23 protein-coding genes and 1 pseudogene are annotated in these 26,280 nt (G+C 61.7%); 15 read left to right on the top strand and 9 right to left on the bottom strand.

Annotated elements, in window-relative coordinates; genetic code table 11:
* Positions 1-18: 18 nt before the first annotated feature.
* Positions 19-1,611: an ABC transporter substrate-binding protein gene (locus BLQ09_RS06235; protein WP_092355854.1), complete on the bottom strand. Its 1,593-nt coding sequence runs from the start codon at positions 1,609-1,611 to the stop codon at positions 19-21.
* 458 nt (positions 1,612-2,069) lie between these two features.
* On the opposite strand from BLQ09_RS06235, the gene rpmB reads away from it, so the two are divergent.
* Together rpmB and rpmG are read left to right on the top strand one after the other, a co-directional pair.
* Positions 2,070-2,303: a 50S ribosomal protein L28 gene (gene rpmB / locus BLQ09_RS06230; protein WP_003176907.1), complete on the top strand. Its 234-nt coding sequence runs from the start codon at positions 2,070-2,072 to the stop codon at positions 2,301-2,303.
* A gap of 11 nt (positions 2,304-2,314) precedes the next feature.
* Positions 2,315-2,470: a 50S ribosomal protein L33 gene (rpmG, locus tag BLQ09_RS06225; RefSeq protein ID WP_003176906.1), complete on the top strand. Its 156-nt coding sequence runs from the start codon at positions 2,315-2,317 to the stop codon at positions 2,468-2,470.
* 69 nt (positions 2,471-2,539) lie between these two features.
* Here rpmG and BLQ09_RS06220 read toward each other — a convergent pair whose 3' ends face one another.
* On the bottom strand, positions 2,540-2,902 hold the full coding sequence (locus BLQ09_RS06220) for a cupin domain-containing protein (protein ID WP_027608294.1): 363 nt from the start codon (positions 2,900-2,902) through the stop codon (positions 2,540-2,542).
* 230 nt (positions 2,903-3,132) lie between these two features.
* Here BLQ09_RS06220 and BLQ09_RS06215 point away from each other — a divergent pair, with 230 nt between their 5' ends.
* Both BLQ09_RS06215 and BLQ09_RS06210 read left to right on the top strand, forming a co-directional pair.
* On the top strand, positions 3,133-4,626 hold the full coding sequence (locus BLQ09_RS06215; protein ID WP_027608295.1) for an aldehyde dehydrogenase: 1,494 nt from the start codon (positions 3,133-3,135) through the stop codon (positions 4,624-4,626).
* Between the two features lie 148 nt (positions 4,627-4,774).
* Positions 4,775-5,917, top strand: coding sequence for an MFS transporter (locus BLQ09_RS06210; RefSeq protein WP_092355851.1), 1,143 nt, complete (start codon positions 4,775-4,777; stop codon positions 5,915-5,917).
* A 12-nt stretch (positions 5,918-5,929) separates the two neighbouring features.
* Here BLQ09_RS06210 and BLQ09_RS06205 read toward each other — a convergent pair whose 3' ends face one another.
* Together BLQ09_RS06205 and BLQ09_RS06200 are read right to left on the bottom strand one after the other, a co-directional pair.
* Complete coding sequence (locus BLQ09_RS06205) at positions 5,930-7,492, bottom strand: phospholipase D family protein (protein WP_027608297.1); 1,563 nt, start codon at positions 7,490-7,492, stop codon at positions 5,930-5,932.
* Between the two features lie 62 nt (positions 7,493-7,554).
* Positions 7,555-8,979, bottom strand: a complete 1,425-nt coding sequence (locus BLQ09_RS06200) for an aminotransferase-like domain-containing protein (RefSeq protein ID WP_092355848.1) — start codon at positions 8,977-8,979, stop codon at positions 7,555-7,557.
* A gap of 166 nt (positions 8,980-9,145) precedes the next feature.
* Between BLQ09_RS06200 and BLQ09_RS06195 the strand changes: the two genes are divergently transcribed.
* The gene (locus BLQ09_RS06195) at positions 9,146-9,370 is read left to right on the top strand and encodes a DUF1127 domain-containing protein (protein WP_027608299.1); all 225 of its coding nucleotides are present in this window, start codon (positions 9,146-9,148) and stop codon (positions 9,368-9,370) included.
* Here BLQ09_RS06195 and BLQ09_RS06190 read toward each other — a convergent pair whose 3' ends face one another.
* A complete protein-coding gene (locus BLQ09_RS06190; RefSeq protein WP_092355845.1) occupies positions 9,371-10,663 on the bottom strand; it encodes an NAD(P)/FAD-dependent oxidoreductase in 1,293 nt (430 codons plus the stop codon).
* A gap of 115 nt (positions 10,664-10,778) precedes the next feature.
* Between BLQ09_RS06190 and BLQ09_RS06185 the strand changes: the two genes are divergently transcribed.
* The gene (locus BLQ09_RS06185; RefSeq protein ID WP_003176897.1) at positions 10,779-11,132 is read left to right on the top strand and encodes a YkgJ family cysteine cluster protein; all 354 of its coding nucleotides are present in this window, start codon (positions 10,779-10,781) and stop codon (positions 11,130-11,132) included.
* Here BLQ09_RS06185 and BLQ09_RS06180 read toward each other — a convergent pair.
* The gene (locus tag BLQ09_RS06180; protein WP_003176896.1) at positions 11,129-11,617 is read right to left on the bottom strand and encodes an Lrp/AsnC ligand binding domain-containing protein; all 489 of its coding nucleotides are present in this window, start codon (positions 11,615-11,617) and stop codon (positions 11,129-11,131) included. The genes BLQ09_RS06185 and BLQ09_RS06180 overlap by 4 nt on opposite strands.
* Before the next feature lie 156 nt (positions 11,618-11,773).
* On the opposite strand from BLQ09_RS06180, the gene dadA reads away from it, so the two are divergent.
* The 6 genes from dadA (at position 11,774) to BLQ09_RS06150 (ending at position 17,869) form a co-directional block, all read left to right on the top strand.
* Positions 11,774-13,075 (top strand): D-amino acid dehydrogenase, encoded by a 1,302-nt coding sequence (gene dadA / locus BLQ09_RS06175; protein WP_027608301.1) that lies wholly within the window; start codon positions 11,774-11,776, stop codon positions 13,073-13,075.
* Positions 13,047-13,400, top strand: a complete 354-nt coding sequence (locus BLQ09_RS06170; protein ID WP_027608302.1) for a RidA family protein — start codon at positions 13,047-13,049, stop codon at positions 13,398-13,400. The genes dadA and BLQ09_RS06170 overlap by 29 nt, the downstream gene beginning before the upstream one ends.
* Positions 13,401-13,479: 79 nt before the next feature.
* Positions 13,480-14,553 carry an alanine racemase gene (gene alr / locus BLQ09_RS06165; protein ID WP_027608303.1) on the top strand — a complete coding sequence of 358 codons (1,074 nt, stop codon included), beginning with the start codon at positions 13,480-13,482 and terminating at the stop codon, positions 14,551-14,553.
* Between the two features lie 116 nt (positions 14,554-14,669).
* Entirely contained in the window at positions 14,670-15,218 is a 549-nt protein-coding gene (locus tag BLQ09_RS06160) for a cupin domain-containing protein (protein ID WP_003176893.1), read from the top strand.
* 181 nt (positions 15,219-15,399) lie between these two features.
* Positions 15,400-15,810, top strand: coding sequence for a c-type cytochrome (locus BLQ09_RS06155; RefSeq protein WP_043293857.1), 411 nt, complete (start codon positions 15,400-15,402; stop codon positions 15,808-15,810).
* Between the two features lie 136 nt (positions 15,811-15,946).
* Positions 15,947-17,869 (top strand): acetyl-CoA hydrolase/transferase C-terminal domain-containing protein, encoded by a 1,923-nt coding sequence (locus BLQ09_RS06150; protein ID WP_027608305.1) that lies wholly within the window; start codon positions 15,947-15,949, stop codon positions 17,867-17,869.
* Between the two features lie 70 nt (positions 17,870-17,939).
* Here the strand turns inward: BLQ09_RS06150 and BLQ09_RS06145 are convergent, their stop codons facing one another.
* The gene (locus BLQ09_RS06145; protein WP_025856334.1) at positions 17,940-18,512 is read right to left on the bottom strand and encodes a xanthine phosphoribosyltransferase; all 573 of its coding nucleotides are present in this window, start codon (positions 18,510-18,512) and stop codon (positions 17,940-17,942) included.
* A 58-nt stretch (positions 18,513-18,570) separates the two neighbouring features.
* Entirely contained in the window at positions 18,571-20,580 is a 2,010-nt protein-coding gene (gene rep, locus BLQ09_RS06140; RefSeq protein WP_027608306.1) for a DNA helicase Rep, read from the bottom strand.
* A 254-nt stretch (positions 20,581-20,834) separates the two neighbouring features.
* Between rep and BLQ09_RS06135 the strand changes: the two genes are divergently transcribed.
* Positions 20,835-22,508, top strand: coding sequence for a putative bifunctional diguanylate cyclase/phosphodiesterase (locus BLQ09_RS06135; protein ID WP_027608307.1), 1,674 nt, complete (start codon positions 20,835-20,837; stop codon positions 22,506-22,508).
* Here BLQ09_RS06135 and BLQ09_RS06130 read toward each other — a convergent pair.
* A complete protein-coding gene (locus BLQ09_RS06130) occupies positions 22,505-23,917 on the bottom strand; it encodes a NorM family multidrug efflux MATE transporter (RefSeq protein ID WP_027608308.1) in 1,413 nt (470 codons plus the stop codon). The genes BLQ09_RS06135 and BLQ09_RS06130 overlap by 4 nt on opposite strands.
* A gap of 152 nt (positions 23,918-24,069) precedes the next feature.
* On the opposite strand from BLQ09_RS06130, the gene BLQ09_RS06125 reads away from it, so the two are divergent.
* Positions 24,070-24,990, top strand: coding sequence for a LysR substrate-binding domain-containing protein (locus BLQ09_RS06125; RefSeq protein WP_027608309.1), 921 nt, complete (start codon positions 24,070-24,072; stop codon positions 24,988-24,990).
* Between the two features lie 178 nt (positions 24,991-25,168).
* Positions 25,169-26,242 (top strand): annotated as a pseudogene (locus BLQ09_RS31810) (Cache 3/Cache 2 fusion domain-containing protein); the annotation flags it as partial.
* Positions 26,243-26,280 lie beyond the last annotated feature (38 nt).

Genomic DNA, 26,280 nt, shown 5'->3' with positions numbered 1-26,280 from the left:
TGGGGGCGGGCCTGGTTCTCAGGGCTTGACGCTGACCTTCGAGAAATCCTGGCGCCCGAAGGGGCTCACCTGGTAGCCCTCGACGTTCTTGCGCGCCAGGGCGAACGCCGTCGGGTGCGCCAGCGGCAACCACAGCGCCTGTTGCTGGATCTGCGCCTGGGCCTGCTGGTACAGCTTGCTGCGTACACCTTGTTCGCTGGTGGTCTTGCCGGCGCTGATCAGCTTGTCCAGCGCCGGATCACAGTAGCGGGCGAAGTTGGTGCCGGATTTAACCGCCGCGCAGGAAAACTGTGGGGTCAGGAAGTTATCCGGGTCGCCGTTGTCACCGGCCCAGCCCATGAACAGCAGGTCGTGTTCACCCGCTTTGGCGCGGCGAATCAGCTCGCCCCATTCGATCACGCGGATCTCGGCCTGGATGCCCACCTTGGCCAGGTCCGCCTGCAGCAGTTGCGCGCCGAGGTTCGGGTTAGGGTTCAGCAGGCTGCCGGTGGGGCGCGTCCAGAGGGTGGTCTTGAAGCCGTCCTTGAGGCCGGCACGGTCCAGCAAGGCCTTGGCCTTGGCGAGGTCCTGTGGATAACCCGGCAAGTCTTTGGCGTAGCTCCAGGTATTGGGCGGGTACGGGCCGTTGGCGGCTTCGGCGGTGCCTTCAAACACCGCCTTGAGGTAGCTGCCCTTGTCGAAGGCCAGGTTGATGGCCTGGCGCACCTCGGGCTTGTCCAGGGGCGGGTGCTGGCTGTTGATGGCCACGAACGCGGTCATGAACGCTGCGGTTTTTTCTACCTTGAGTGCGGGGTCCTTTTCGGCCTCGCCCACATCCAGGGGCTTGGGCGACAGGGCGATCTGGCATTCGTTGCGGTGCAGTTTCTGCAGGCGTACGTTGGCGTCCGGAGTAATTGCGAAGATCAAGTTATCCACAGCCGGTTTGCCGGCGAAATAGTCCGGGTTGGCCTTGTAGCGCACCACGGCATCTTTCTGGAAACGGCTGAAGATGAACGGCCCGGTGCCGATCGGCTGGCTGTTGAGCTTCTCCGGCGTGCCGGCCTTGAGCAGTTTGTCGGCGTATTCCGCCGGATAGATCGAGGCAAAGCCCATGCTCAGGGCCGCGAGGAAGGTGGAGTCGGCGTGATCGAGGGTAAAGCGCACGGTCAGCGGGTCGAGGGCATCGATCTTCTTGACCAGCGTTGGCAATTGCAGGGACTGGGCGTGGGGGAAGCCGCTCTGGGCGATCTTGTGCCACGGATTGGCCGGGTCGAGCATGCGTTCGAAGCTGAAGCGCACGTCTTCGGCGGTCAGGGTGCGGCTTGGGGTGAAATACTCGGTGCGATGGAATTTCACGTCCGGGTGCAGCTTGAAGGTATAGGTCAGGCCATCCGGCGAGACGTCCCAGCTGTCCGCCAGGCTGGGTACCAGTTTGCCGCTGGCTGCGTCGTAGTCCACCAGGCGATTCATCAGCACATCGGCCGAGGCGTTGGTGGTGGTCAGCGAGTTGTATTGCACCACATCGAACCCTTCGGGGCTGGCCTCGGTGCAGACGCTCAAGGTGCTGGCGGCAGAGGCCAGCGGCGCGATAAATAGAGGGGCTAGCAATAGCGGTAGGGCAGCGAGGCGCATGTTCGGTTTCCTTTGCAGATCGAAGGCCCATCTGCGAGTGCAGTCTGGAAAAGCCCTACCGTAGTGGTCTGGTTGATAAATGACTAGCCCATTTTTGCCTGTGCTTTTGCCTCAAATGCTGTTTTGATGGCACCCCAGCGCGTTTCGCTGTGCGCTTTACTGCGCGCGCGAGCGCTGTAAATCATTCTGTGCGACGAGCGGTCGGCTGTTACAGCGGCCCCTCCTGGCAACGGTTCGGGCGTCTGTCGCCGAGATTTACGCCGGTAAAAATACACGGGCTGTTGTTGCACATGGGTCTTTCTGGTATAAAGCAGCGCTCTTTTCTAGGGGCCCGGTTCCTTCGCTTGTAGGTGTAGCCGGTAAGACCCTAAAGAAACGCGGCGCCTGGCGCCAAATGACTGAGAGATTAAGCGGCCAACCCATGCCGGGTTGGGCATGTGGTTTTAGAGGGCTGAGGCATGTCGAGAGTCTGTCAAGTTACCGGTAAGGGTCCGGTGACTGGGAATAACATTTCCCACGCAAATAACAAAACCCGTCGTCGTTTCCTGCCGAACCTGCAGCATCACCGCTTCTGGGTTGAAGAAGAGAAACGTTTTGTTCGCCTGCGTGTATCTGCCAAAGGCATGCGTATTATCGACAAGCGTGGCATCACTGTCGTGCTGGCCGAAATCCGCGCCGCTGGCAAGATCTAAGGAGCTCTATCATGCGTGAATTGATTCGAATGATCTCTAGCGCCGGTACTGGTCACTTCTACACTACCGACAAGAACAAGCGTACTACCCCGGACAAGCTCGAAAAGAAAATGTTCGACCCGCGCGTTCGCAAGCACGTGATCTACAAAGAAGGCAAAATCAAGTAATTGATTTTCCTCCTTGTGAAAAAGCCCGTATCTCACGATACGGGCTTTTTTTTGCCTGGCGTTTGTTGATCAGGCCTTCTGCTCGAACACCACATAGATCTTGCGGCACGGCTCCAGCACTTCCCAGGTGCCGCTGAAGCCGGCGGGGATCACGAAGCGGTCGCCGGCACGCAAGGTCTTCGCATTGCCCTCGGCGTCGCGCAATACAGAGACGCCCTGCACGATCTCGCAATACTCATGCTCGCTGTAGTTGACCTGCCACTGCCCGACCTCTCCTTCCCAGACCCCGGCGTTCATCTGGCCGCACGGGCTGTTGTAATGGTTGTACACCGTTTGTTCGGGATCGCCCTTGAGGATTTTTTCCGCGGCAGGGCGGTAGCGGTCTGGGGCGGTGTTGGCCTGGCTGAAATCGACGATGTCCTGGATGCTCATGTGCGTGTCCCGTCTGGCCTGCGGTTGGAGAGCCCAAAGTCTATGTTTATTAAAATGAACATCGCAAGGGCGTTTACCGCGGTTATGTCAAATATATTGAAACATCCCTGGCCGCTGGTTTAGGGTGGCAGCTGCCTTTGAGCCGAACAGCTGGCTGGCGGGCAAGCATTCTTTGAGGCTGCCGGGGGACATCGCCTGGCCCTTGTATTCAATAAGAGGAGGACACTCGCATGACCACCCTGACCCGTGCCGACTGGGAACAACGCGCCAAGGATCTGAAGATCGAAGGCCGCGCCTACATCAATGGCGAATACACCGCCGCTGTTTCCGGTGACACCTTCGAATGCATCAGCCCGGTCGATGGCCGCCTGCTGACCAGTGTTGCCAGTTGTGACGCCGCCGATGCCCAGCGCGCCGTAGAAAACGCCCGCGCCACCTTCAATTCCGGTGTCTGGTCGCGCCTGGCGCCGGCCAAACGCAAAGCCACCATGATCCGTTTCGCCGCGCTGCTCAAGGCCAATGCCGAAGAACTGGCGCTGCTCGAAACCCTGGACATGGGCAAGCCGATCAGTGACTCCCTGAACATTGACGTACCCGGCGCGGCAAATGCCCTGAGCTGGAGCGGCGAGGCAATCGACAAGATCTACGACGAAGTCGCAGCCACCCCGCACGATCAGTTGGGTCTGGTGACCCGCGAGCCGGTCGGCGTGGTGGGTGCCATCGTGCCGTGGAACTTCCCGCTGATGATGGCCTGCTGGAAACTCGGCCCGGCGCTGTCCACCGGTAACTCGGTGATCCTCAAACCGTCCGAAAAATCCCCGCTCACCGCCATCCGCATCGCGGCCCTGGCCGTTGAAGCCGGTATTCCGAAAGGCGTGTTCAACGTGCTGCCGGGCTACGGCCACACCGTCGGCAATGCGCTGGCGCTGCACATGGACGTCGACACACTGGTGTTCACCGGTTCGACCAAGATCGCCAAGCAACTGTTGATTCGCTCCGGTGAGTCGAACATGAAGCGCGTCTGGCTGGAGGCCGGCGGCAAGAGCCCGAACATCGTTTTTGCCGATGCTCCGAACCTGCAAGCCGCCGCCGAATCCGCTGCCAGCGCCATCGCCTTCAACCAGGGTGAAGTCTGCACTGCCGGTTCGCGCCTGCTGGTGGAACGTTCGATCAAGGACACCTTCCTGCCGCTGGTGATAGAGGCCCTCAAGGGCTGGAAACCCGGCAACCCGCTGGACCCCGCGACCAACGTCGGTGCCCTGGTGGACACCCAGCAGATGAACACCGTGCTGTCGTACATCGAAGCCGGCCACACTGACGGCGCCAAGTTGGTGGCGGGTGGCAAGCGCATCCTGGAAGAGACGGGCGGCACCTACGTCGAGCCGACGATTTTCGACGGTGTAACCAACGCCATGAGAATCGCCCAGGAAGAAATCTTCGGCCCAGTGCTGTCGGTGATCACCTTTGACGGCGCCGAGGAAGCGATCAAGATCGCCAACGACACCCAATACGGCCTCGCCGCTGCGGTGTGGACGTCGGACATTTCCAAGGCGCACCTCACCGCCAAGGCCCTGCGTGCCGGCAGCGTGTGGGTCAACCAATACGACGGCGGCGACATGACCGCACCGTTTGGCGGCTTCAAGCAGTCGGGTAATGGTCGCGACAAGTCGCTGCATGCGTTCGACAAGTACACCGAGCTGAAGGCGACCTGGATCAAGCTCTAAGCAACACCGCAGGCAAATGTGGGAGGGGGCTTGCCCCCGATAGCAGTGTGTCAGGCACTAACAGTGCTCACTGATCCACCGCAATCGGGAGCAAGCCCCCTCCCACACTGTTTTGTGTGAACCCATGATTATCCACAGGAGCGTGGCAATGCGTTGGGCGACCTATTTCGCCGTCCTGGCCTCGGTACTCAGTGTCGGCCTGGCCCTGGGCGTCAGCATGCCGCTGGTCTCCCTGCGCCTGGAGGGCTGGGGCTACGGCAGTTTCGCGATTGGCGTAATGGCCGCCATGCCGGCCTTTGGCGTATTGCTCGGCGCCAAGGTCTCCAGCCGTCTGGCCGCCTGGCTCGGCACCGCGAATCTCATGCGTCTGTGCCTGTGGGCTGGCGCGGTGTCCATCGGTTTGCTGGCCATTCTGCCCAGCTACCCGATATGGCTGGCGTTGCGCCTGATGATCGGGGTGATCCTGACCATCGTGTTTATCCTCGGTGAAAGCTGGATCAACCAGTTGGTGGTGGAGCAGTGGCGTGGCCGGCTGGTGGCGCTGTATGGCTGCAGTTATGCCTTGAGCCAGCTCTCGGGCCCGTTGCTGCTGGGCCTGATCGGTACCGACCATGACTATGGTTTCTGGGTCGGCGTTGGCCTGCTGGTGGTGGCTCCGTTGGCATTGCTGGGTCGCTCTGGTGCGCCCAGTGCCGAATCGTTCAGCGTGACCTTCGCGGACCTGTGGCGCTTCTGCCTGAGCCTGCCGGCGATTGCCTGGGCGGTGGCGCTGTTCGCCGCGTTTGAGGCGATGATCCTGACGCTGCTGCCGGTGTATTGCCTGCAACAGGGCTTCACTGCCGAAATTGCCCTGGCGATGGTCAGCACGGTGGTGGTCGGTGACGCGATGCTGCAACTGCCCATCGGTGCGCTGGCGGATTACCTGCCACGACGCACGCTGTTTTTGAGTTGCGCACTGCTGTTGCTGGCATCGAGCCTGGCGGTTCCGTTGCTGATGCACACGCTGCTGATCTGGCCAATATGGGTGCTGTTCGGCGCCAGTGCCGGCGGGTTGTTCACGTTGTCGCTGATTCTGATCGGCGAGCGTTATCGTGACGATGCGCTGGTGCGTGCCAATGCCCACATCGCGCAGTTGTGGGGCATCGGTTGCCTGATCGGCCCGCTGGTGGCCGGCGCCGGCAGCCAATGGATCAGCGGGCACGCGCTGCCGTGGCTGATGGCGGCCGGGGCCTTGGGTTTGGTGGTGCTGTTGCTGCGCCAAGGCGCGTTTGGTGCTGCTCAGCCCGCTTGATCCTCGCTGTTCCTAGAGCATGCGCTCCAGGCCGACCGAGGTGGCGAACCAGGCATTGAACCGTCGCCACCAACTGCCCGGCTCACGGGTCAGGGTGTGCAGTTGGCCGTTGTCCTCGGTCACCCATACCACGTTGCCGTCCTGCAGTTTCGCCTCGTAGCTCAGGGCCGGCGCCATGCCTTGCAGGGCGAGATTGCGCACGTGTTCCGCCAGCTCGGGGCTGTCCACCAGCACGCCGACCTCGGTGTTCCACAGCACGGAGCGCGGGTCGAAATTGAAAGAGCCGACAAACGATTTTTGCCGATCAAAGATCATCGCCTTGCTGTGCAGGCTCGAGTCCGAGCCGCGGAACGTGCCTCGACGAAACAGGTGCGGGCCGCTGCCGCCGTCACCCGGTTGGCGGCGCAGCTCGTAGAGTTTTACCCCATGCTCCAGCAGCGCCTTGCGGTACGGTGCATAGCCGCCATGTACGGCAGGCACGTCGGTGGCTTCAAGGGAGTTGGTCAACAAGCTCACCGATACGCCCGCGTCGGCGCGCCCCGTCAGGTACACCAGCCCGGGCTGTCCCGGCACGAAGTACGCCGAGATCATCATCAGTTCATGGTTGACGCCTTCCAGCTCCGGGGCCAGTTGCGTGGTCAGCAGCAGGTGCGGGTCCGGGTCGGCCTTGGACAGCACCTTGCTGGGTGCGTCCCACAGCGCCTGGTTCCAGGCCCAGATCAGTTCGCGGCGCCAGATGTCCATGCGCGGCTGGGTCTGGTAGGTGCGCAGGCGCGCGTACAGCGCGTGCTTCTGCTGGCGCGATTCGGCCAGCGACGCCTCCAGGCCCAGGCGCGCGGCGGCCAGGTCACCTTTGGAGGGCGTATTGGAGACAAAATCATCAATGGGTTTGCTCAGGGCGCTGTTCCAGTACTGATCGAAACTGTGCCCGAGTTGCTCGGCCACCGGCCCGACGCTGAGCATGTCGATGTCGGTGAAGTTCAGGTTGGGCTCGGCGTCGAAATACTCATCCCCCAGGTTGCGCCCACCGACGATGGCCACGCTGTTGTCCGCCAGCCACAGCTTGTTGTGCATGCGCCGGTGTTGCAGCGACAGGTTGAACAGGCGGCCCATGGCGCGCGTCACACCGGTGCTGCGCCCCAGGTGCAGGGGGTTGAACAGGCGAATCTCGATCTTGGGGTGGGCGGCGAGGGTGGCGATGATCTGGTCGAGGCCGTCGCTGGTGGTGTCATCCAGCAGGATGCGCACGCGCACGCCACGGTCGGCGGCCTTGAGCAGTTCATCCACCAGCATGCGGGTGCTGATGCCGTCGTGGACGATGTAGTACTGCAGGTCAAGGCTGGTCTGGGCATTGCGGATCAGCTCGGCGCGGGCCATGAAGGCTTCGCTGCTGTTGGGCAGCAGGCGAAAACCTGAACGGCCCTGGTAAGGCGCGGCCTGGGCCTGGATCGAGCGGCCGAACGACGACTGGGCGGCCGGCAGGGCGTCGCTGGGTATGCGCGGGGTACTCACCGTGGCGCAGCCGCTCAGGGCCAGGGCTCCCAGCAGGAAAAACGGTAAAAGCCGTCGAATCATCAAGGGAGTCGTGTCCAGGTCAGGGCGGTTGTCGACATATGACGGCGATTTCTCGCGAAAGGTCAGTCCACCGTTTCGGCCAGCATCTTCATCGCGGCAGCGCCGACTTTGCGCACGGCCTCTTCAATCTGGGCGGTGGGCTTGGCAGCGTAGTTCATGCGTAGGCAGTTACGGTACTTGCCCGACGCGGAAAAGATGCTTCCCACAGCCACCTGTACGCCTTGTTCCACCAGTGCGCGGTTGAGCTTGAGGGTGTCGAAGCCTTCCGGCAGCTCTACCCACAGCATGAAACTGCCTTGGGGGCGGCTGGCGCGGGTGCCGGCCGGGAAGTAGCGGCTGACCCAGTCGAGCATCAGGTCGCGATTACGCTGGTATTGTGTGCGCATCCGTCGCAAATGCGGTTCGAAATGCCCCCCTTTGAGAAACTCGGCAATTGCAATCTGCGGCTGGGTGGCGGTGGAGCCGGTGCTGATGTACTTCATGTGCAGTACCCGCTCCAGGTACCGGCCCGGAGCCACCCAGCCAATGCGCAGGCCTGGCGCCAGGGTCTTGGAGAACGAACTGCACAGCAGCACACGACCGTCTTCGTCGAAGGATTTGATGGTACGCGGGCGTGGGTAGCTGTAGGCCAGTTCGCCATACACATCGTCTTCGATGATCGCCACGTCAAAGCGCTGGGCCAGGGTCAGCAATGCGCGTTTGCGCGCTTCCGGCATGATGTAGCCCAGGGGGTTATTGCAGTTGGGGGTCAGCTGGATGACCTTGATCGGCCACTGTTCCAGCGCCAGTTCCAGGGCTTCGAGGCTGATGCCGGTGATCGGGTCGGTGGGGATTTCCAGGGCTTTCATGCCCAAACCCTTGAGGGTCTGCATGGCCCCGTGGAAACTGGGCGAGTCCACCGCAACGATATCGCCTGGTTCGCAGATGGCGTGGATGCTGGCGGACAGCGCCTCATGGCAGCCGGTGGTAATCACGATGTCCTCGGCCGTCAGTTGGCAGCCGGAATCCAATGACAGCCGGGCGATTTGCTCGCGCAGTTCCATACAGCCGAGGATATTGTCGTAATACAGCCCCGGCAAATCCTGGCGCCGGCTGACACGCGCCAGGCTGCGCAGAAGGGGCTTGAGGGTGGGTGACAATACATCCGGCATGCCGCGACCCATCTGTATGACGTCTTTGCGCGGGACTGCGCGAATCAATTCCAGTACCTGGTCCCACTGCGATATTTCCACCGGGCGCTGGGCCGGGCGGCCGACCTCCGGCAGCGCCGGCAACTCCCGACCTACCGGTACAAAGTAGCCGGACTTGGGCTTGGGCATCGCCAGGCCATTGTCTTCCAGCAGTCGATACGCCTGCTGCACGGTGCTCAGGCTGACCCCGTGCTCCACGCTCAAGGCACGTACGGACGGCAGTCGATCGCCAGGGCGATAGAACCCCTGTTCGATGCGTGTGCCCAGCAATTCGGCGAGGTTGACGTAAAGCGTCATGGCGGTCGCTCCCAGGGGACCAGTACAGATAGGGGGAAAATACAGGATTCAGCCGCGTACAGGCAGTGTCTGTATGGATTTAATAAAGGTTGGTTGAATCTGTAATGGTTTTGCCGGCTCGCCCATTCTAGTCACTCATGGCAACAGGCAAATGAGGGGCAGCAAAATGAACGGCATGAGTGATGTGCGGCTGACGTTACACAGTCAGGAATTGCAGGCTGGACAAGAGCGGGCGATATCGCCGCGCGAGATCAGCCGCTGGAGCCTGTTCTGGCACCGCCGCCATACGCGCAAGGCCTTGCTGCACTTGACTCGCGAGCAATTGCGCGATGTTGGATTGACCTCGGAGCAAGCCCGCCAGGAAGGCTTGAAACCCTTCTGGCGCGATTGATCAGACCAGCTCTTTGAGGCGGTGCCAGAGCATTCCCAAGGCCAGTAGCGGCGAGCGCAGGTGCTTGCCGCCGGGGAAGGTGATGTGCGGCACCTGGGCGAACAGGTCGAAACGTCCCTGCTGCTGGCCACTGATGGCTTCGGCCAGCAGCTTGCCCGCCAGGTGCGTGGCGTTGAGGCCGTGGCCTGCGTAGGCCTGGGCGTAATACACGTTGGGCTGGTCCGCCAGGCGGCCGATCTGCGGCAGGCGGTTGGCGCCGATGCCGATCATGCCGCCCCATTGGTAATCGATCTTCACGTCGGCCAGCTGTGGGAACACCTGCAGCATCTTTGGCCGCATGTAGGCGCCGATGTCCTTGGGGTCGCGTCCGGAGTAGTGGCAGGCGCCGCCGAATAACAGGCGACGGTCGGCGGACAGCCGGAAGTAATCCACCGTCACGCGCTGGTCACACACGGCCATGTTCTGCGGTAGCAGGTTGGCGGCTTGGGCCTGGCTCAACGGTTCGGTGGCGATGATGTAGCTGCCGGCGGGCAGCACCTTGCCGCTCAACTGCGGATTCAGTCCATTGAGGTAGGCATTGCAAGCCAGGACCAGGGTCTTGGCGCGCACAGTGCCGTGGGCGGTGTGCACCTTGACCTCGGGGCCGTAGTCGATGCGCGTGACTTCCGACTGTTCGAACAACTGCACACCCCATTGCTGCGCGGCGGCGGCTTCGCCGAGAGCCAGGTTCAATGGATGCAGGTGGCCGGACCCCATGTCGATCATGCCGCCCACATAGCGGTCGGAGCCGATGACGCTGCCCATGTCGCTCGCCTGCAGCAGGCGCACTTCGTGGGGATAGCCCAGGCTGCGCAGTTCTTCGGCGTCTTCGGCAAGGCCTTGCAGGTCGCGAGGCTTGTTGGCCAGGTCGCAGTAGCCCCAGGTCAGGTCGCAGGGGATCTGGTAGCGTTCGACACGTTCACGCACGATCTCTACGGCTTCCAGGCCCATCCGCTTCATCTCGCGCACGCCATCGGTGCCGATCACGTTGGTGAACTGCTCCAGGCCGTGACCGACGCCGCGAATCAACTGGCCGCCATTGCGCCCGCTGGCACCCCAGGCGATCTTGCGCGCCTCCAGCAGCACCACGCTGAAGCCGCGCTCAGCCAGCTCCAGGGCCGTATTGAGGCCGGAGAAACCGCCGCCGATCACGCATACGTCCGCGCCTACTTCGCCCGTCAACGCCGGGTAATCGGGTTGCGGCACGCTGCTGGCGGCGTAGTAGGAAGCGGTGTGCCGGGCGCTGGCGGTCATGGGGAGCATCCCTGTTTGGAAAATTTGACGCAGGATACAGCGGTCGGACGAAGCTGTCTGCGCGGGGCGTTTTGCTTCAGAATCCACCTCTATTCGCCGTTCGGTACCTGTTTCGATGAGTTGCAACAGTCAGAAAATCAGTGCGCTTCGCCGTCAGATTCCTTCGTTCGAGTGCGTCCCCGGCTGCCACGACTGCTGTGGGCCGGTCACCACTTCGCCCGAGGAAATGTCGCGCCTGCCACGCAAGACCGCTGCCGAGCAGGACGCGGCGATGGACGAGCTGAACTGTGTGCACCTGGGGCCCAACGGCTGCACCGTGTATGACGAACGGCCGCTGATCTGTCGGCTGTTCGGCACCACGAAGACCTTGCCATGCCCCAATGGGCGGGGGCCCGTAGAGCTGATTCATCCACGGGTGGAAAAGCAGATCCATGAATACATGGCGAGCACTCGGCAGGTGCTGGTTTAATCGGGAATAGGCAGGTTGAGGCTCTCCTTGACCTCTTCCATCACGATATAGCTCTTCGATTCCCGCACATGGGGCAACTTGAGCAGGATGTCGCCGAGCAATTTGCGGTACGAGGCCATCTCGGAAATCCGCGCTTTCACCAGATAGTCGAAGTCCCCCGAGACCAGGTGGCATTCCAGCACATGGGGCAGTTTCAGCACGGCGCGGCGGAACTCCTCAAAGGTGTCGCCGGATTTGTAATCGAGGCTGATCTCGACAAATACCAGCAAACTTCCCTTCAAATGCTGGGGATTGAGCCGCGCGTTGTAACCCATGATGATCCCCTCGCGCTCCAGCCGCCGCACCCGCTCTGTACACGGCGTGGTGGACAGCCCGACCTTTTCCCCCAGCTCGGTGAACGAAATTCGCCCGTCGGTTTGCAGGATGCGCAGGATGTTGCGGTCGATCTTGTCCAGCTCCCGCTTGGTCTGGGTGTTGGTACGCATAGGGGATACGCCTCTGTCAAAAGGGTTTTTGCCGAGAATTGTCGCCAAATATAGGCATTTATATAGTGAAATGCACTGGCGATTGCTTTTTATACTGCGCCCATCATTGCTCGAATAACACACGTCAGCGGCCAAGCCCGCGATGAGGGTATAAAAATGCGCGTTCTGGTCTTGGGTAGCGGTGTCATTGGGGTGACCAGTGCCTACTATTTGGCGCGGGCCGGCTTTGAAGTGGTTGTGGTCGACCGTCAGCCCGCTGCTGCCATGGAAACCAGTTTCGCCAACGCCGGCCAGGTGTCCCCAGGCTACGCTTCGCCATGGGCCGCGCCGGGCGTGCCCCTCAAGGCCATCAAGTGGTTGCTGCAACGCCACGCGCCGTTGGCGATCAAGGCCACGGCGGATATTGACCAATACCTGTGGATGGCGCAGATGCTGCGCAACTGCACCGCCAGCCGTTATGCGGTGAACAAGGAGCGCATGGTGCGCCTGTCCGAGTACAGCCGTGACTGCCTTGATGAGCTGCGTGCTGAAACCGGCATCGCCTACGAAGGCCGCAGCCTCGGGACTACCCAGTTGTTCCGTACCCAGGCCCAGTTGGATGGCGCCGCCAAGGACATCGCCGTGTTGAAAGAGTCCGGCGTGCCGTTCGAACTGCTCGACCGCGCCGGTATCGCCCGTGTTGAGCCGGCCCTGGCCAGCGTCACCGATATCCTCGCCGGTGCCCTGCGCCTGCCCAACGACCAGACCGGCGACTGCCAGATGTTCACTACCCGCCTGGCCGACATGTGCAAGCAGTTGGGTGTGGATTTTCGCTTCGAACAGGACATCCAGCGCCTCGACTACGCCGGCGACCGCATCAACGGCGTATGGATCGACGGCAAGCTGGAGACCGCCGACCGCTACGTGCTGGCCCTCGGCAGCTACTCGCCGAAGCTGCTCAAGCCGCTGGGGATCAAGGCGCCGGTGTACCCGCTCAAGGGCTACTCGCTGACGGTGCCGATTACCAACTCGGCGATGGCGCCGACGTCGACCATTCTCGACGAGACCTACAAGGTCGCCATCACCCGTTTCGACAACCGCATCCGCGTCGGCGGCATGGCTGAAATAGCCGGTTTTGACCTGTCGCTTAACCCGCGTCGGCGTGAAACCCTGGAGATGATCGTCAACGACCTTTATCCTCAAGGCGGCGATCTGGCCGAAGCCACGTTCTGGACCGGCCTGCGCCCGACCACACCCGACGGCACGCCGATTGTCGGTGCCACGCCGTTCAAGAACCTGTTCCTCAACACCGGCCATGGCACCCTCGGTTGGACCATGGCGTGCGGCTCCGGTCGCCTGTTGGCCGACCTGATGGCGAAGAAAACGCCGCAGATCAGCGCCGAAGGTCTCGATATTTCCCGTTATGGCAACCACCAGGAGTCCGCAAAACATGTCAATCCAGCGCCAGCTCACCAATGAGCGCATGAGCCAGGTCGTCGTTCACAGCGGTACCGTGTATCTGGCCGGGCAAGTCGGTGACGACATGAGCGCCGGGATTGAACAGCAGACCCGTGAAACCCTGGCCAATATCGAGCGTTTGCTGGACTTGGCCGGCACCGACAAAACCAAGCTGTTGTCGGTGACGATCTACCTGAAAGACATCGACGCCGATTTCGCCGGCATGAACGCGGTGTGGGACAAGTGGCTGCCCAAAGGCGTCGCCCCGGCCCGCGCCACGGTTGAGGCCAAGCTGTGCGAACCGGAAATCCTGGTAGAGCTGTCCGTTGTGGCCGCGCTGCCTTAAACAACGCTCCCTCTCCCGGTGCTGACGCTGTTGGTCGGCGCCGGTTTTTCTTCACTTTGCCGCCTAGAAGCCTGCCGCCATGCGTCCTGCCCGTGCCCTGATCGACCTCCAAGCCCTGCGCCACAACTACCAATTGGCCCGTGAAGTCACGGGGGCCAAGGCCCTCGCCGTAGTCAAGGCCGACGCCTACGGCCATGGTGCCGTACGCGTTGCCCAGGCGCTGGAAGCCGAGGCCGACGGGTTTGCCGTGGCGTGCATCGAGGAGGCGCTGGAGCTGCGCGCCGCGGGTATTCGCGCGCCAGTGCTGCTGCTCGAAGGTTTTTTCGAAGCCGACGAGTTGCCGCTGATCGTCGAGCATGATTTCTGGTGCGTGGTGCATTCGCTGTGGCAACTGGAGGCCATCGAACAGGCCCGGTTGAGCGCGCCGCTGACCATCTGGCTCAAGCTCGATTCGGGGATGCACCGCGTTGGCCTGCACCCCAAGGATTACCACGAGGCTTACCAGCGCCTGCTGGCCAGCGGCAAAGTCGCAAAGATTGTGTTGATGAGCCATTTTGCCCGCGCCGATGAACTCGATTGCGTCAGCAGCAACGAGCAAGTGGCGGTATTCGATGCGGCGCGCCAGGGCCTGGTGGCTGAGGTCAGCCTGCGCAACTCGCCGTCGGTGCTGGGTTGGCCGAGCGTATCCAGCGACTGGGTACGCCCGGGCATCATGCTGTATGGCGCCACACCGTTTGGTGAGGACCAGGCCTTGGCCGCGCGTTTGCAGCCGGTGATGACCCTGGAATCGAAAGTGATCTGTGTGCGTGAACTGCCAGCCGGCGAGCCGGTGGGCTACGGCGCCCGGTTCATCACGCCCAAACCGATGCGTATCGGCGTGGTTGCCATGGGCTATGCCGACGGCTACCCGCGCCATGCGCCCACCGGCACGCCGGTGCTGGTGGCGGGGCAGCGCAGCCAATTGCTGGGTCGCGTGTCCATGGACATGCTGTGCATCGACCTGACAGACGTCCCGGATGCGGGTCTTGGTTCTACGGTGGAGTTGTGGGGCAAAAATATCCTCGCCAGTGACGTCGCCGCCGCCGCCGAGACCATCCCGTACCAGATATTCTGCAACCTGCGTCGTGTGCCAAGGCTCTATTCCGGCGCTTGACCGTCAGGAACGAACACAGCGCCCTGGGATTTAGGCCCAAGTGTTGTAAATACTGAACGCTGTCGCCATGATAACGCTCAATTACAACAACGCCTGAATCCTAGGAGGCTCCCGCATTGGACGTCGGCGAACGACTGCAATCCATCCGTAAGCTGAAGGGTCTTTCCCAGCGTGAGCTCGCCAAGCGCGCGGGTGTCACCAACAGCACCATTTCGATGATCGAAAAAAACAGCGTCAGCCCCTCGATCAGTTCCTTGCGCAAGGTGCTGGGCGGCATCCCCATGTCCATGGTCGAGTTCTTTTCCGAGGAGATCCTCCAGGAAATACCGACGCAGATCGTCTATAAAGCCAATGAGCTGATCGACATCTCTGACGGCGCCGTCACCATGAAGCTGGTGGGCCGTGCGCACCCGAGCCGGGCAATTGCATTTCTCAATGAAATCTACCCGCCTGGCGCCGATACAGGCGAAGAAATGCTCACCCATGAGGGCGAGGAAACCGGGATTCTGGTGGAGGGCCGTTTGGAGTTGGTGGTCGGTCTTGAAACTTTTGTGCTCGAAGCCGGCGATAGCTACTACTTTGAAAGCACCAAGCCCCATCGTTTCCGTAATCCGTTCGATGTGCCGGCGCGACTAATCAGCGCAGCCACACCCGCGAACTTCTAACAAAAGAGGCGTCCTGCCAGCGTTGCAGAGGCTCCCGAGCAGCATTCCGCGAGACTGAATCTCCCTTTATTTAATAGGGTTGTTTCGGCCGGACGGGCTAACCGTTATACTTTCGCCGCCTGCGAAACCGTGGCCGCAGGCGTGAATAGCCACCATTGAGGGTGAACGCGTGAATCTAATTATGAAAATGCTGGCTGCACCAGCAACCGTACTGGCCCTATGGGCTGTCAGCGCTCAAGCTGCGACCAACGATGACATTGCCAAGCGCCTGGAGCCGGTTGGCCAGGTGTGCGTCCAGGGCCAGGAGTGCAAGGGCATGGAAGTGGCGGTAGCTGCGGGCGGGGGCGCTGCGAAGACGCCCGACGACATCATCGCCAAGCACTGCAACGCATGCCACGGTACCGGGCTGCTGGGCGCGCCGAAAATCGGCGACACCGCCGCCTGGAAAGAACGCGCCGACCACCAGGGCGGCCTTGATGGCATCCTGGCCAAGGCCATCACCGGTATCAACGCCATGCCGCCAAAAGGCACCTGTGCGGATTGCTCGGATGATGACCTGAAGGGCGCGATCAAGAAGATGTCCGGCCTGTAACCGCCGATCTTCGTCAAAAATGCCGCTTACGAGCGGCTTTTTTGTGGGTGTGATGTGTGTTTCGAGGCTGTTCTTTGCAGCAAAGACCCGCCATTCTCTGTCCAACCCCTAATCATGGAATGTTCAGGAGGGTCGGATGGTGCAGTTGTGTTCAATCGAGCAAGCAGTTGACGATGTACTCGCGCGGCTACCGGCGCATATCCACATGGGCATGCCCCTGGGGCTGGGCAAGCCCAACCTGTTTGCCAATGCACTGTACCGGCGTATCGCCAAGCTGCCGGAGCGGGCGCTGACGATCTACACCGCGCTGAGCCTGGGCCGCCCCACCTTGGGCGATGGGTTGCAGAAGCGTTTCCTCGAACCCTTTATCGAGCGGGTGTTTGGTGATTACCCAGAGTTGGAGTTTCTCGCCGCGCTGCACTCAGACAGCCTGCCGAAGAATATCCATGTGCAGCAGTTCTTCATGCAGCCCGGTAGTCTGCTCCACAGCACGTCGGCCCAGCAGGACTACGTCAGCAGCAACTACAGCCACGCCGCCCGCGACATCAACGCCGCCGGCCTGAACCTGGTGGCGCAGTTGGTCGCGAGCAGCGCCGAACACCCGGATCGCCTGAGCCTGAGCTGCAACCCCGACATCACCCTCGACCTGCTGCCCATGATCGCCAAGCGCCGTGAAGCGGGCGAAACCGTCTTGATTGTTGGCCAGGTTCACACCGAGTTGCCCTACATGCCGGGCGACTCGGAGTTGGGCATGGACGCGTTCGACTACCTGATCGATGCAAAGGACAGCACCACACTGTTCTCCACACCGAACATGCCGGTGGGGTTCCAGGACCATTTCATCGGCTTGCATGCCAGCACCCTGGTGCGCGACGGCGGCACCTTGCAGATCGGCATCGGTTCCATGGGGGATGCGCTGACCGCCGCGTTGCTGGCGCGCCAAGCGGACAACGAAGCCTATCGACTGCTGCTGACGGACATCGATGTATACCAGTGGGCCCCGCTGATCAGCCGTGAAGGCGGTGTCGAGCCCTTCGCCCGTGGCCTCTACGGTTGCAGCGAAATGTTCGTCAACGGCCTGCTGGTGCTGGCGGATGCGGGGATTATCCGGCGCAAGGTCTACCCGGATGTGGCCACCCAGGAACAAGCCAACGCCGGTTTGCTGGATGATGCGGCACAACCCGATGGCGTTTCGATCCATGGCGGGTTCTTCCTCGGGCCGCGCAGTTTTTACCAGCGTTTGCAGGAGATGACCCACGCCAAGCGCCTGGAATTCAACATGACCCGCATCAGTTACATCAACGAGCTGTACGGCCAGGAAGAACTCAAGCGCCTGCAGCGCCAGAATGCACGGTTTATCAACAGCGCGATCACGGTGACGTTGCTGGGCGCAGGCGTGGCCGACCAGTTGGAGGATGGTCGCGTGCTCAGCGGCGTAGGCGGGCAATACAACTTTGTGGCTCAGGGGCATGCGCTGGAGGGCGCGCGCTCAATCCTGATCCTGCGCAGTTGGCGTGAGTCGGCGGGTGAGGTCAGTTCCAATATCGTCTGGGAGTATGGGCATTGCACCATTCCCCGCCACCTGAGGGACATCGTCATCACGGAATACGGTATTGCCGACCTGCGTGGGCAGACGGATGCCAAGGTGATCGAGGCGTTGCTCAACATCACCGACTCACGCTTCCAGGCCGACTTGATCGAGCAGGCGCAAAAGGCCGGCAAGTTGCCCAAGGATTTCCAGCTGGATCCGCGCTTTGGCGACAACACGCCGGAGCGGCTCCAAGGTATCCAGGCGCGGCATCGGCGTTTGTTCCCGGAATATCCGCTGGGCAGCGACTTCACTGACGAAGAGCGGGATCTGTTGCGCGCCTTGAACTGGCTCAAGAGCAAATTCAAGCTGACGGAGATTCTGGAACTGGGCAAGGCAGCGCTGGATGCACCGGAGCCCCAGGCGTTTCCCGAGCATCTGAAGCGGATGGGGTTGGATTCGCCGGAGGGGTTGAAGGAGGATCTCTATCAGCGCCTATTGCTCGCTGGCTTACAAGCAACCGCACACTAAAATCAACACAGGTCAACATGTGGGAGGGGGCAAACCCCCTCCCACATGTTTAACCGCGTGCAGGCAACGATTACTCGATGAAGGTGACGACGCCACCTTCAAGCGACTTCACCCGCGCCAGCGACTCAACCCGATAGCCCTGCGCATCCAACTCCGCACGGCCACCCTGGAACGACTTCTCGATCACAATCCCCAAGCCGGCAACGGTCGCACCGGCCTGCTTGATGATCGAAATCAGCGCCTGGGATGCCTTGCCGTTGGCCAGGAAGTCATCGATCACCAGTACGCGGTCGCTGCTGGTCAGGTGGCGCGGCGAGATCGCCACGGTGCTTTCGACTTTCTTGGTGAAGGAATACACCGTCGCCGACAGCAGGTTTTCGGTCAGGGTCAGGGACTGCTGCTTGCGGGCGAAAATTACCGGCACGCCCAGGTTCAGGCCCGTCATGATCGCCGGTGCGATGCCCGACGCTTCAATGGTGACGATCTTGGTGATGCCCGAATCCTTGAACAGCGCGGCGAATTCGTCGCCGATCAGTTTCATCAGGGCCGGGTCGATCTGGTGATTCAGAAAGGCGTCGACCTTGAGTACCTGATCGGAAAGCACGATGCCTTCTTCGCGAATTTTCTTGTGCAGTGCTTCCACGGAAAGCTTCCTCTAATGGCGGGTTGTGCGCCGAAAGTAGATTAAAAAGTAGTCGATTCTAGCGCTTTAACATCGCGCGTATATCCGCCAGGGCGGTGTTGCCGCGAACGGCCTTCACCTCGGTCGGGGTGTCGTCATTGCCTTCCCAGGCCAGGTCATCCGGCGGCAGCTCGTCCAGGAAACGGCTGGGGGCACAATCGATGATTTCGCCGTATTGCTTGCGCTTGGCGGCAAAGGTGAAGGCCAGTGTCTGACGTGCGCGGGTAATGCCCACGTAGGCCAGGCGCCGTTCTTCCTCAATGGTGTCGGCCTCGATGCTGGAGCGGTGCGGGAGGATTTCCTCTTCCATGCCCATGATGAACACGTAGGGAAATTCCAGGCCCTTGGACGCATGCAAGGTCATCATCTGTACACCTTCGGCGCCGTCTTCCTCTTCCTGCTGGCGCTCGAGCATGTCGCGCAGCACCAGCTTGCCGATGGCGTCTTCGACGGTCATTTCGCCGTCTTCGTCTTTTTCCAGGGTGTTCTTCAACGCTTCGATCAGGAACCAGACGTTACCCATGCGGTAATCCGCGGCCTTGTCGCTGGAACTGTTGGTGCGCAGCCAGTTTTCATAGTCGATGTCCATGACCATGCTGCGCAGGGCGCTGATCGGGTCTTCGCCGGCGCACTGTTCACGTACCTTGTCCATGAAGCGCTTGAAGCGTGACAGGCGATCGGTGAAACGCGTATCCAGGTGTTCGCCCAGGCCGATTTCGTCGGTGGCGGCGTACATCGAGATCTTGCGTTCGGTGGCGTAGTTGCCGAGCTTTTCCAGGGTGGTGGAACCAATCTCGCGGCGCGGCACGTTGATCACGCGCAGGAAGGCGTTGTCGTCGTCCGGGTTCACGATCAGGCGGAAGTAGGCCATCAGGTCCTTCACTTCCTGGCGTCCGAAAAAGCTGTTGCCACCTGACAGCCGATACGGGACCTGGTGGTGCTGCAATTTCAGCTCGATCAGCTTGGCCTGGTAGTTGCCGCGATACAGGATCGCGAAGTCGCTGTAGGGGCGGTCGGTGCGCAGGTGCAGGCTGAGGATTTCCACCGCCACGCGCTCGGCTTCGGCGTCTTCGTTGCGGCAGCGGATCACGCGGATCTCATCGCCGTGGCCCATCTCACTCCACAGTTGTTTTTCAAACTCGTGGGGGTTGTTTGAGATCAGCACGTTGGCGCAACGCAGGATGCGGCTGGTGGAGCGGTAGTTCTGCTCCAGCATCACCACTTTCAGGGACGGGTAGTCGTCCTTGAGCAGCATCAGGTTTTCCGGGCGGGCGCCGCGCCAGGCGTAGATCGACTGGTCGTCGTCGCCCACCACGGTGAACTGGTTGCGCGTACCGATCAGCAACTTCACCAGCAGGTATTGGCTGGCGTTGGTGTCCTGGTATTCGTCCACCAGCAGGTAACGCACCTTGTTCTGCCACTTTTCGAGGATGTCGGCGTGTTCCTGGAACAGCTTTACCGGCAGCAGGATCAGGTCGTCGAAGTCCACCGCGTTGAACGCCTTGAGCGTGCGCTGGTAGTGGGTGTAGACAATGGCAGCGGTCTGTTCCTTGGGGTTGCGCGCGTTTTCCAGGGCTTCTGGCGGCAGGATCAGGTCGTTTTTCCAGGCGCCGATCATGTTCTTGATCTCGTCGACGCCGTCGTCGCCCGCGTATTCCTTCTGCATGATGTCGGTCATCAGGGCCTTGACGTCGGTCTCGTCGAAGATCGAGAAGCCCGGCTTGTAGCCCAGCCGCACATGCTCCTTGCGGATGATGTTCAGGCCCAGGTTGTGGAAGGTACATACCGTGAGGCCACGGCCTTCGCCACCCTTGAGCAGGGTGCCGACACGCTCCTTCATTTCCCGCGCGGCCTTGTTGGTAAAAGTCATGGCGACGATGTACTGGGCGCGGATGCCACAGTTCTGGATCAGGTGCGCGATCTTGCGGGTGATCACGCTGGTCTTGCCGGAACCTGCACCGGCGAGCACCAATAGAGGGCCGCCGACGTAGTTCACGGCTTCTTGCTGCCGGGGATTGAGTCGGGACATACGGAATTCAGGGAGTCGTTGTTCAAAAGGGCGGGCATTTTAACAGGCTGGCAAGATTCTGCTGCCCTGGATCGACGGTGTGACGTACCACTCGATCTAAATTTGCCGGTTTTGCTACTTTGCCGCAGGATGTCGGGGTTTTTAGACAATTGCTTACAGCCTGCGTATTTGATAACCCCTATCATTGGTGATTATCAGGCCGCACGTCATAATGCCCGCCGCCAACGAATTTTTGCAGAGTCTAGGGAGCTAGCTTGTCTACGCCTGTCGAACCCTTGCGTTTGCTGCTGCTGGCCGATACGCCTGAGTGGGCAGCGTTGTTGCGCGAGTGCCTGGCGCCGATGGGCGATGGGGCTGTGCTGATCAGCGCGCCAAACTGGGACTCGGTGAGTCGTCTGTTCGATGACGACGACAGCGCAGTGCTGTTGACCATGCCCAGCCTGCAACCCGGCCCTGGCCGTTGCAGCTTGCCGTGCGTGTTGTTGTTGGAACAGGAGCCGCTGGTTTCGCCACTGGGCGTCAGTGACTGGCTGATCCGCAATGCGCTGGACGCCGACACGTTGCGTCGTTGCCTGCGCCATGTGCGGGAGCGGGGGGTGCTGGAAAACACCCTGCAACGCCTGGCCGAGCAGGACCCGCTCACCGGCATCGCCAACCGCCAGGGCTTCCAGACCCTGCTGGCCGCACGGTTGGCCGAGAACGAAGGTCGCGGCCTGGCCCTCGGTCACCTGGACCTCGATAATTTCCGCCATGCCAACGATGCCCTCGGCCACCAGGCCGGCGACCGCCTGATCCTGCAAGTGGTCTCGCGGCTCAAGAGCCAGCTGGAAGCCGGCGATCAACTGGCGCGCCTGGGCAGCGACGAATTCGCCCTGCTGATCGATACGCGCCGCGCGCCCCAGCGTGCGGAGTGGATGGCCGAGCGCATCACCGAAGCCATGGCCGAGCCGTATTGGGTGGATGGCGAAAGCCTGCTGATCGGCTGCAGCCTGGGCGTGGCCCATGCCCGCGCCCGTGCCGGCGCCGACCCGCTGATGTGGCATGCCCATATCGCCATGCAGCAAGCCAAGAGCACCCAGGGCTGTACCTTTCATATCTTTAACGAACGTATCAACCGCAACGCGCGCAGCCTGGCCGACCTGGAAAGCGAGCTGCGCCGTGCCTTGCGCCGTGATGAGCTGGAGCTGCACTACCAGCCGCGCCTCGACCTCGACGACGGGCATATCGTCGGCCTGGAAGCCCTGGTGCGCTGGCGCCACGGCGAGCGCGGCCTGTTGCCGCCGAGTGAATTCGTGCCCCTGGCCGAACAGAGCGGCCTGATTGTACCGTTGGGTTACTGGGTGATTTCCCGAGCCCTGCGTGACATGCAAGACCTGCGTGAACGCGGCCTGCCGCCGCTGCACATGGCGGTCAACCTGTCGTTTCGCCAGTTCCAGGACAGCCAGTTGCTTTCTACACTGAGCCGGCTGATCAGCGAGCGCGGCGTGGAAGCGCAATGGTTGGAGTTCGAACTGACCGAAACCGCGGTGATGCGCCGCAGTGACCTGGTCAAGCAGACCATGGACGCCCTTGGTCGCCTGGGTGTGCGGTTTTCCCTGGATGACTTCGGCACCGGTTTTTCTTCGTTCGTGCACCTCAACAGCCTGCCGATTGCGTTGTTGAAAATCGATAAGAGCTTTGTCGGCGGCATGGAAGAGCGTGAGGAAAACCGCAAGCTGGTGCACGCCATGATCAATCTGGCGCACAACCTCAATCTGGAAGTGGTGGCCGAAGGTGTGGAAACCCCCGAGCAACTGGCGCTGTTGCGGCTGTTCGGCTGCGACCAGGCCCAGGGTTACCTGATCAGCAAGCCGCTGCCGTTGCCGGAGCTGGTGGAATACCTGACCTTCGGCGACGGCAAGCACACCCGAGTGAGCGAGGGGCTCTAGTCGGCCTGTACCGCCTGAAAGCCGATGTCGGCTTCGGGCGCCGGGCCTTCCCGGCGAATCATCCGCTTCATCTTCGCTTCAAACGCCCAGGTCAGGCTTATCGCGGCGCAGGCCAGTCCCAGTGCCAGGCCCCACCACACGCCGGTTGGCCCCCAGCCCAACGTGAAGGCCATCAGCCAGGCCGAGGGTGCGCCAATCAACCAGTAGCAGCCCGCACCGATCAGGAACGTGGTCTTGGCGTCCTTGAGCCCGCGAATGCAACCCATGGCGATGGTTTGCACGCCGTCGAACAGCTCGAACCACGCGGCGACGGCCAGCAGGCTCACGGCCAGGACGATCACGTCGTGGAACGCCGGGTTGTCGTGGTCGATCAGCAGTCCTATGAGCGGCTCGGAAAACAGCCACAGCACCGCCGCGAATCCCAGCATTATCGCCGCGCCAAAGCCTATGCCGACACGCCCGGCCATGCGTGCCTGCAGCAACTGCCCGGCGCCATAATGCTGGCCGATGCGCATGGTCACCGCGTAGGACATCCCCGCCGGCACCATAAAGGCCACCGATACGATTTGCAGGGCGATCTGGTGCGCTGCCAACTGCGTGCTGCCCATGGTGCCCATGCACAGGGCTGCAAAGGCAAACAGCCCGACCTCCACCGCATAGGTGCCGCCGATCGGCAGGCCCAGGCGCCACAACTCGCGCAGATATTGGGTGTTGAGGCGCAGCAGCCCGGTACTCAGCGGGTAGGCGGCGTAGGCCCGGTTGCTGCGGATGTACCACATCAACGCCAGCGCCATGCTGTTGGCGACAATCGCCGTGACCAGGCCGATGCCCATCAAGCCGAGCTTGGGCAAGCCGAACATGCCTTCGATCAGCGCGTGGTTGAGCAGGTAGTTGACCACCGTGCCACCGACGCTGATCACCATCACCGGAGTGGCTTTGCCGATGGCGCTGGTAAAACCGCGCAGGGCCATGAAGCTCAGGTAGCCGGGCAGGGCAAACGGCAGCATGGTCAGAAATTGCCCGGCCGAGTGCACGTTGGTTTCGGTCTGGCCGAACATCAGCAGCACCGGCTTGAGGTTCCACAGCAGCAGGGCCGCCGCCAGGGCCATCAGCCAGGCCAGCCACAGCCCGGCCTGGGTCAGGCGGGTGGCGCCTTCGATATCGCCCGCGCCGTGGCGGATCGCAACCAAGGTGCCCACGGCGGCAATCACGCCGATGCAGAAAATCGCGACGAACGAATAGCTTGCGGCACCCAGGCCGCCACCGGCCAGGGCTTCGGGGCTCAGGCGCGCCATCATCAGGGTGTCGGTCAACACCATCAGCATGTGCGCCAACTGTGAGGCAATCAACGGCCCTGACAGCCGCAGAATGGCCCAGAGTTCGGTACGTGCCGGATGCTGCATGATCATCACGCTCAAAAAGTCAGAGGGTTGGGGAAGGGTTGATTCTCGGCGCTCTCAGCCCATTGCACAAAGGGATAAATGCGATCGTTTGCATGATTAAAACTCATGCTTGATTGATTCTGGTAGGGTTTCAGTATTGCGCTGTCGGAGCTTTCCTCATGTCTCGTCGTCTTCCTCCTCTTTATGCCTTGCGCGCGTTTGAAGCGGCCTCCCGACACAGTTCTTTCACCCGCGCGGCCGAGGAGTTGTCGATCACCCAAAGTGCGGTGAGCCGACATATCCGCACGCTTGAAGAGCATTTCGCCTGCCGGCTGTTCCAGCGCAATGGCCGCACCTTGCAGCTCACTGAAGCGGCGCGTCTATTGTTGCCCGGTGTGCGCGAAGGGTTCGCGGCGCTGGAGCGCGCCTGCCATACCTTGAATGCCGAAGATGACATCCTGCGCATGAAGGCCCCCTCCACATTGACCATGCGCTGGCTGCTGGCGCGACTCAGCCGCTTCCGGGCGCTGCAGCCGGGCAATGAGGTGCAACTGACCAGCGCCTGGATGAGCGTGGACGAGGTGGACTTCAATCAGGAGCCTTTCGACTGTGCGGTGCTGCTGAGCGATGGGCGTTTTCCAGTGGATTGGGAGGCCAGTTACCTGTTTCCGGAGCTGTTGATTCCTGTCGGTGCGCCGAACCTGCTGGAGGATGGGCCTTGGGACGCCGCGCGCCTGGCCACCGCCGAATTGCTGCACCCCACGCCCGACCGGCGCGACTGGCGCAATTGGCTGGCGCGCATGCAGCTGTCGTCCCAGGTGTCGCTCAAGGGCGGGCAGGTGTTCGACACCCTGGAGCTGGGCATGATCGCCGCTGCGCGGGGCTATGGCGTGTCCATGGGCGATTTGCTGATGGTGGCCGAGGACGTCGCCCAAGGACGATTGAGCCTGCCGTGGCCGACGGCGGTGGCCAGTGGGGAAAATTACTACCTGGTCTGGCCAAAAACCCGCCCTGGCGGCGAGCGCTTGCGACGGCTGGCGGAATTTCTGCAAGGCGAGGTGCAGGCGATGGTGTTGCCTGCGGTCGAACGCCTCGACTGAATGCTTGGCGGCGTTGGTTCGCAACCGTTTGCGTGATACCCCTGTGAAGCGCTCAAGTATTGCTGCGGCCAGCCGAAGTAGGTGTGTTGGAACTATCGTGCACCAACGTTTCCCATCAGATAATTTGCCGAGCAGCGCTATGAGATCAGGATGATCCTGGCCTCGGCCAGGAGCTGTCATGTCTCAACCTCGCGCCCGGATTGCCTCCCAGTTAGGCCTCGCGTTAGCCGTGATTCTGGCTGTCGTTATCAGCGGCAGTACGGTGTTTGCCTTGCGTTCCCTTGACTCCGCCAACCTCGACACCCGCGAGGAGCACCTGGCCAGCGAGGCGCGCCTGCTCGCCGACCAACTCAATACCTTCCACGGCACCTTGCGCGAGAGCACCCAGCGTTTGAGCGGGCTGTTTGAAAAACGTTTCGGTGCCGGGTTGAGCGTGCATGTGGACCAACCCGTGAGCGTGGCCGGTGTTCAGACGCCCAGCCTGTACCTGGGCAACGAGGTGTTGAACAACAACTTTGATGAGGTGGACGAGTTCAAGCAAATGTCTGGCGGCGTGGCCACCGTATTTGTGCGCAGTGGCGACGACTTCATCCGTATCAGCACGTCCCTGACCAAGCAGGATGGCAACCGCGCCATCGGCACCGTCCTCGACCGTCAGGGCCCGGCCTACCAGCGCGTTGTGGGTGGGCAGACCTACATCGGCAGGGCGGTGTTGTTCGATCGTTCCTACATGACCCAGTACAGCCCGGTGCGTGACAGCGGCGGTAAGGTTATCGCCGTGCTGTTCATCGGTTTTGACTACACCGATGCGCAGAATGCCCAATTCGAAAACCTCAAGCGCTTCCGAATTGGCCAGACCGGCTCCCTTGCACTGCTGGATGAGCAAAAGCACTGGCTGGTGGCACCCGCCGGCGTGCAGGCGTTGGATCAATCGGTGCCGGTGATGCTGGACCTGGCCAAGACCCCCGGCAAAGGCCGCTTCTGGAGCGACAAGAACGAAGACTTCTATAGCGTTTCGGTACCGTTCGAAGGCGGCCCGTGGGCCGTGGTCGCGAGCATGCCGAAAGCTGAAATCCGCGCGGTAACCTGGGCCGTGGGGATCCGCCTGGTGATCGGCAGTGTGTTGGCGATGTTGCTGGCAGTAGGCGCCACGGTCTGGCTGCTGCGCAGCAAGTTGCAGCCCCTGAGTGACCTGGTGAGTCAAGCCGAGGCCCTGGGTGCGGGCGATCTGAGCGCACGCTTGAGCGTGTCCAGCCATGATGAAATCGGCCAACTGGCACGCAGCTTTAA

This window comes from Pseudomonas sp. NFACC25 (assembly GCF_900100935.1).
GTDB lineage: Bacteria > Pseudomonadota > Gammaproteobacteria > Pseudomonadales > Pseudomonadaceae > Aquipseudomonas > Aquipseudomonas marginalis.
This window is presented reverse-complemented; position numbering and strand designations above follow the sequence as displayed.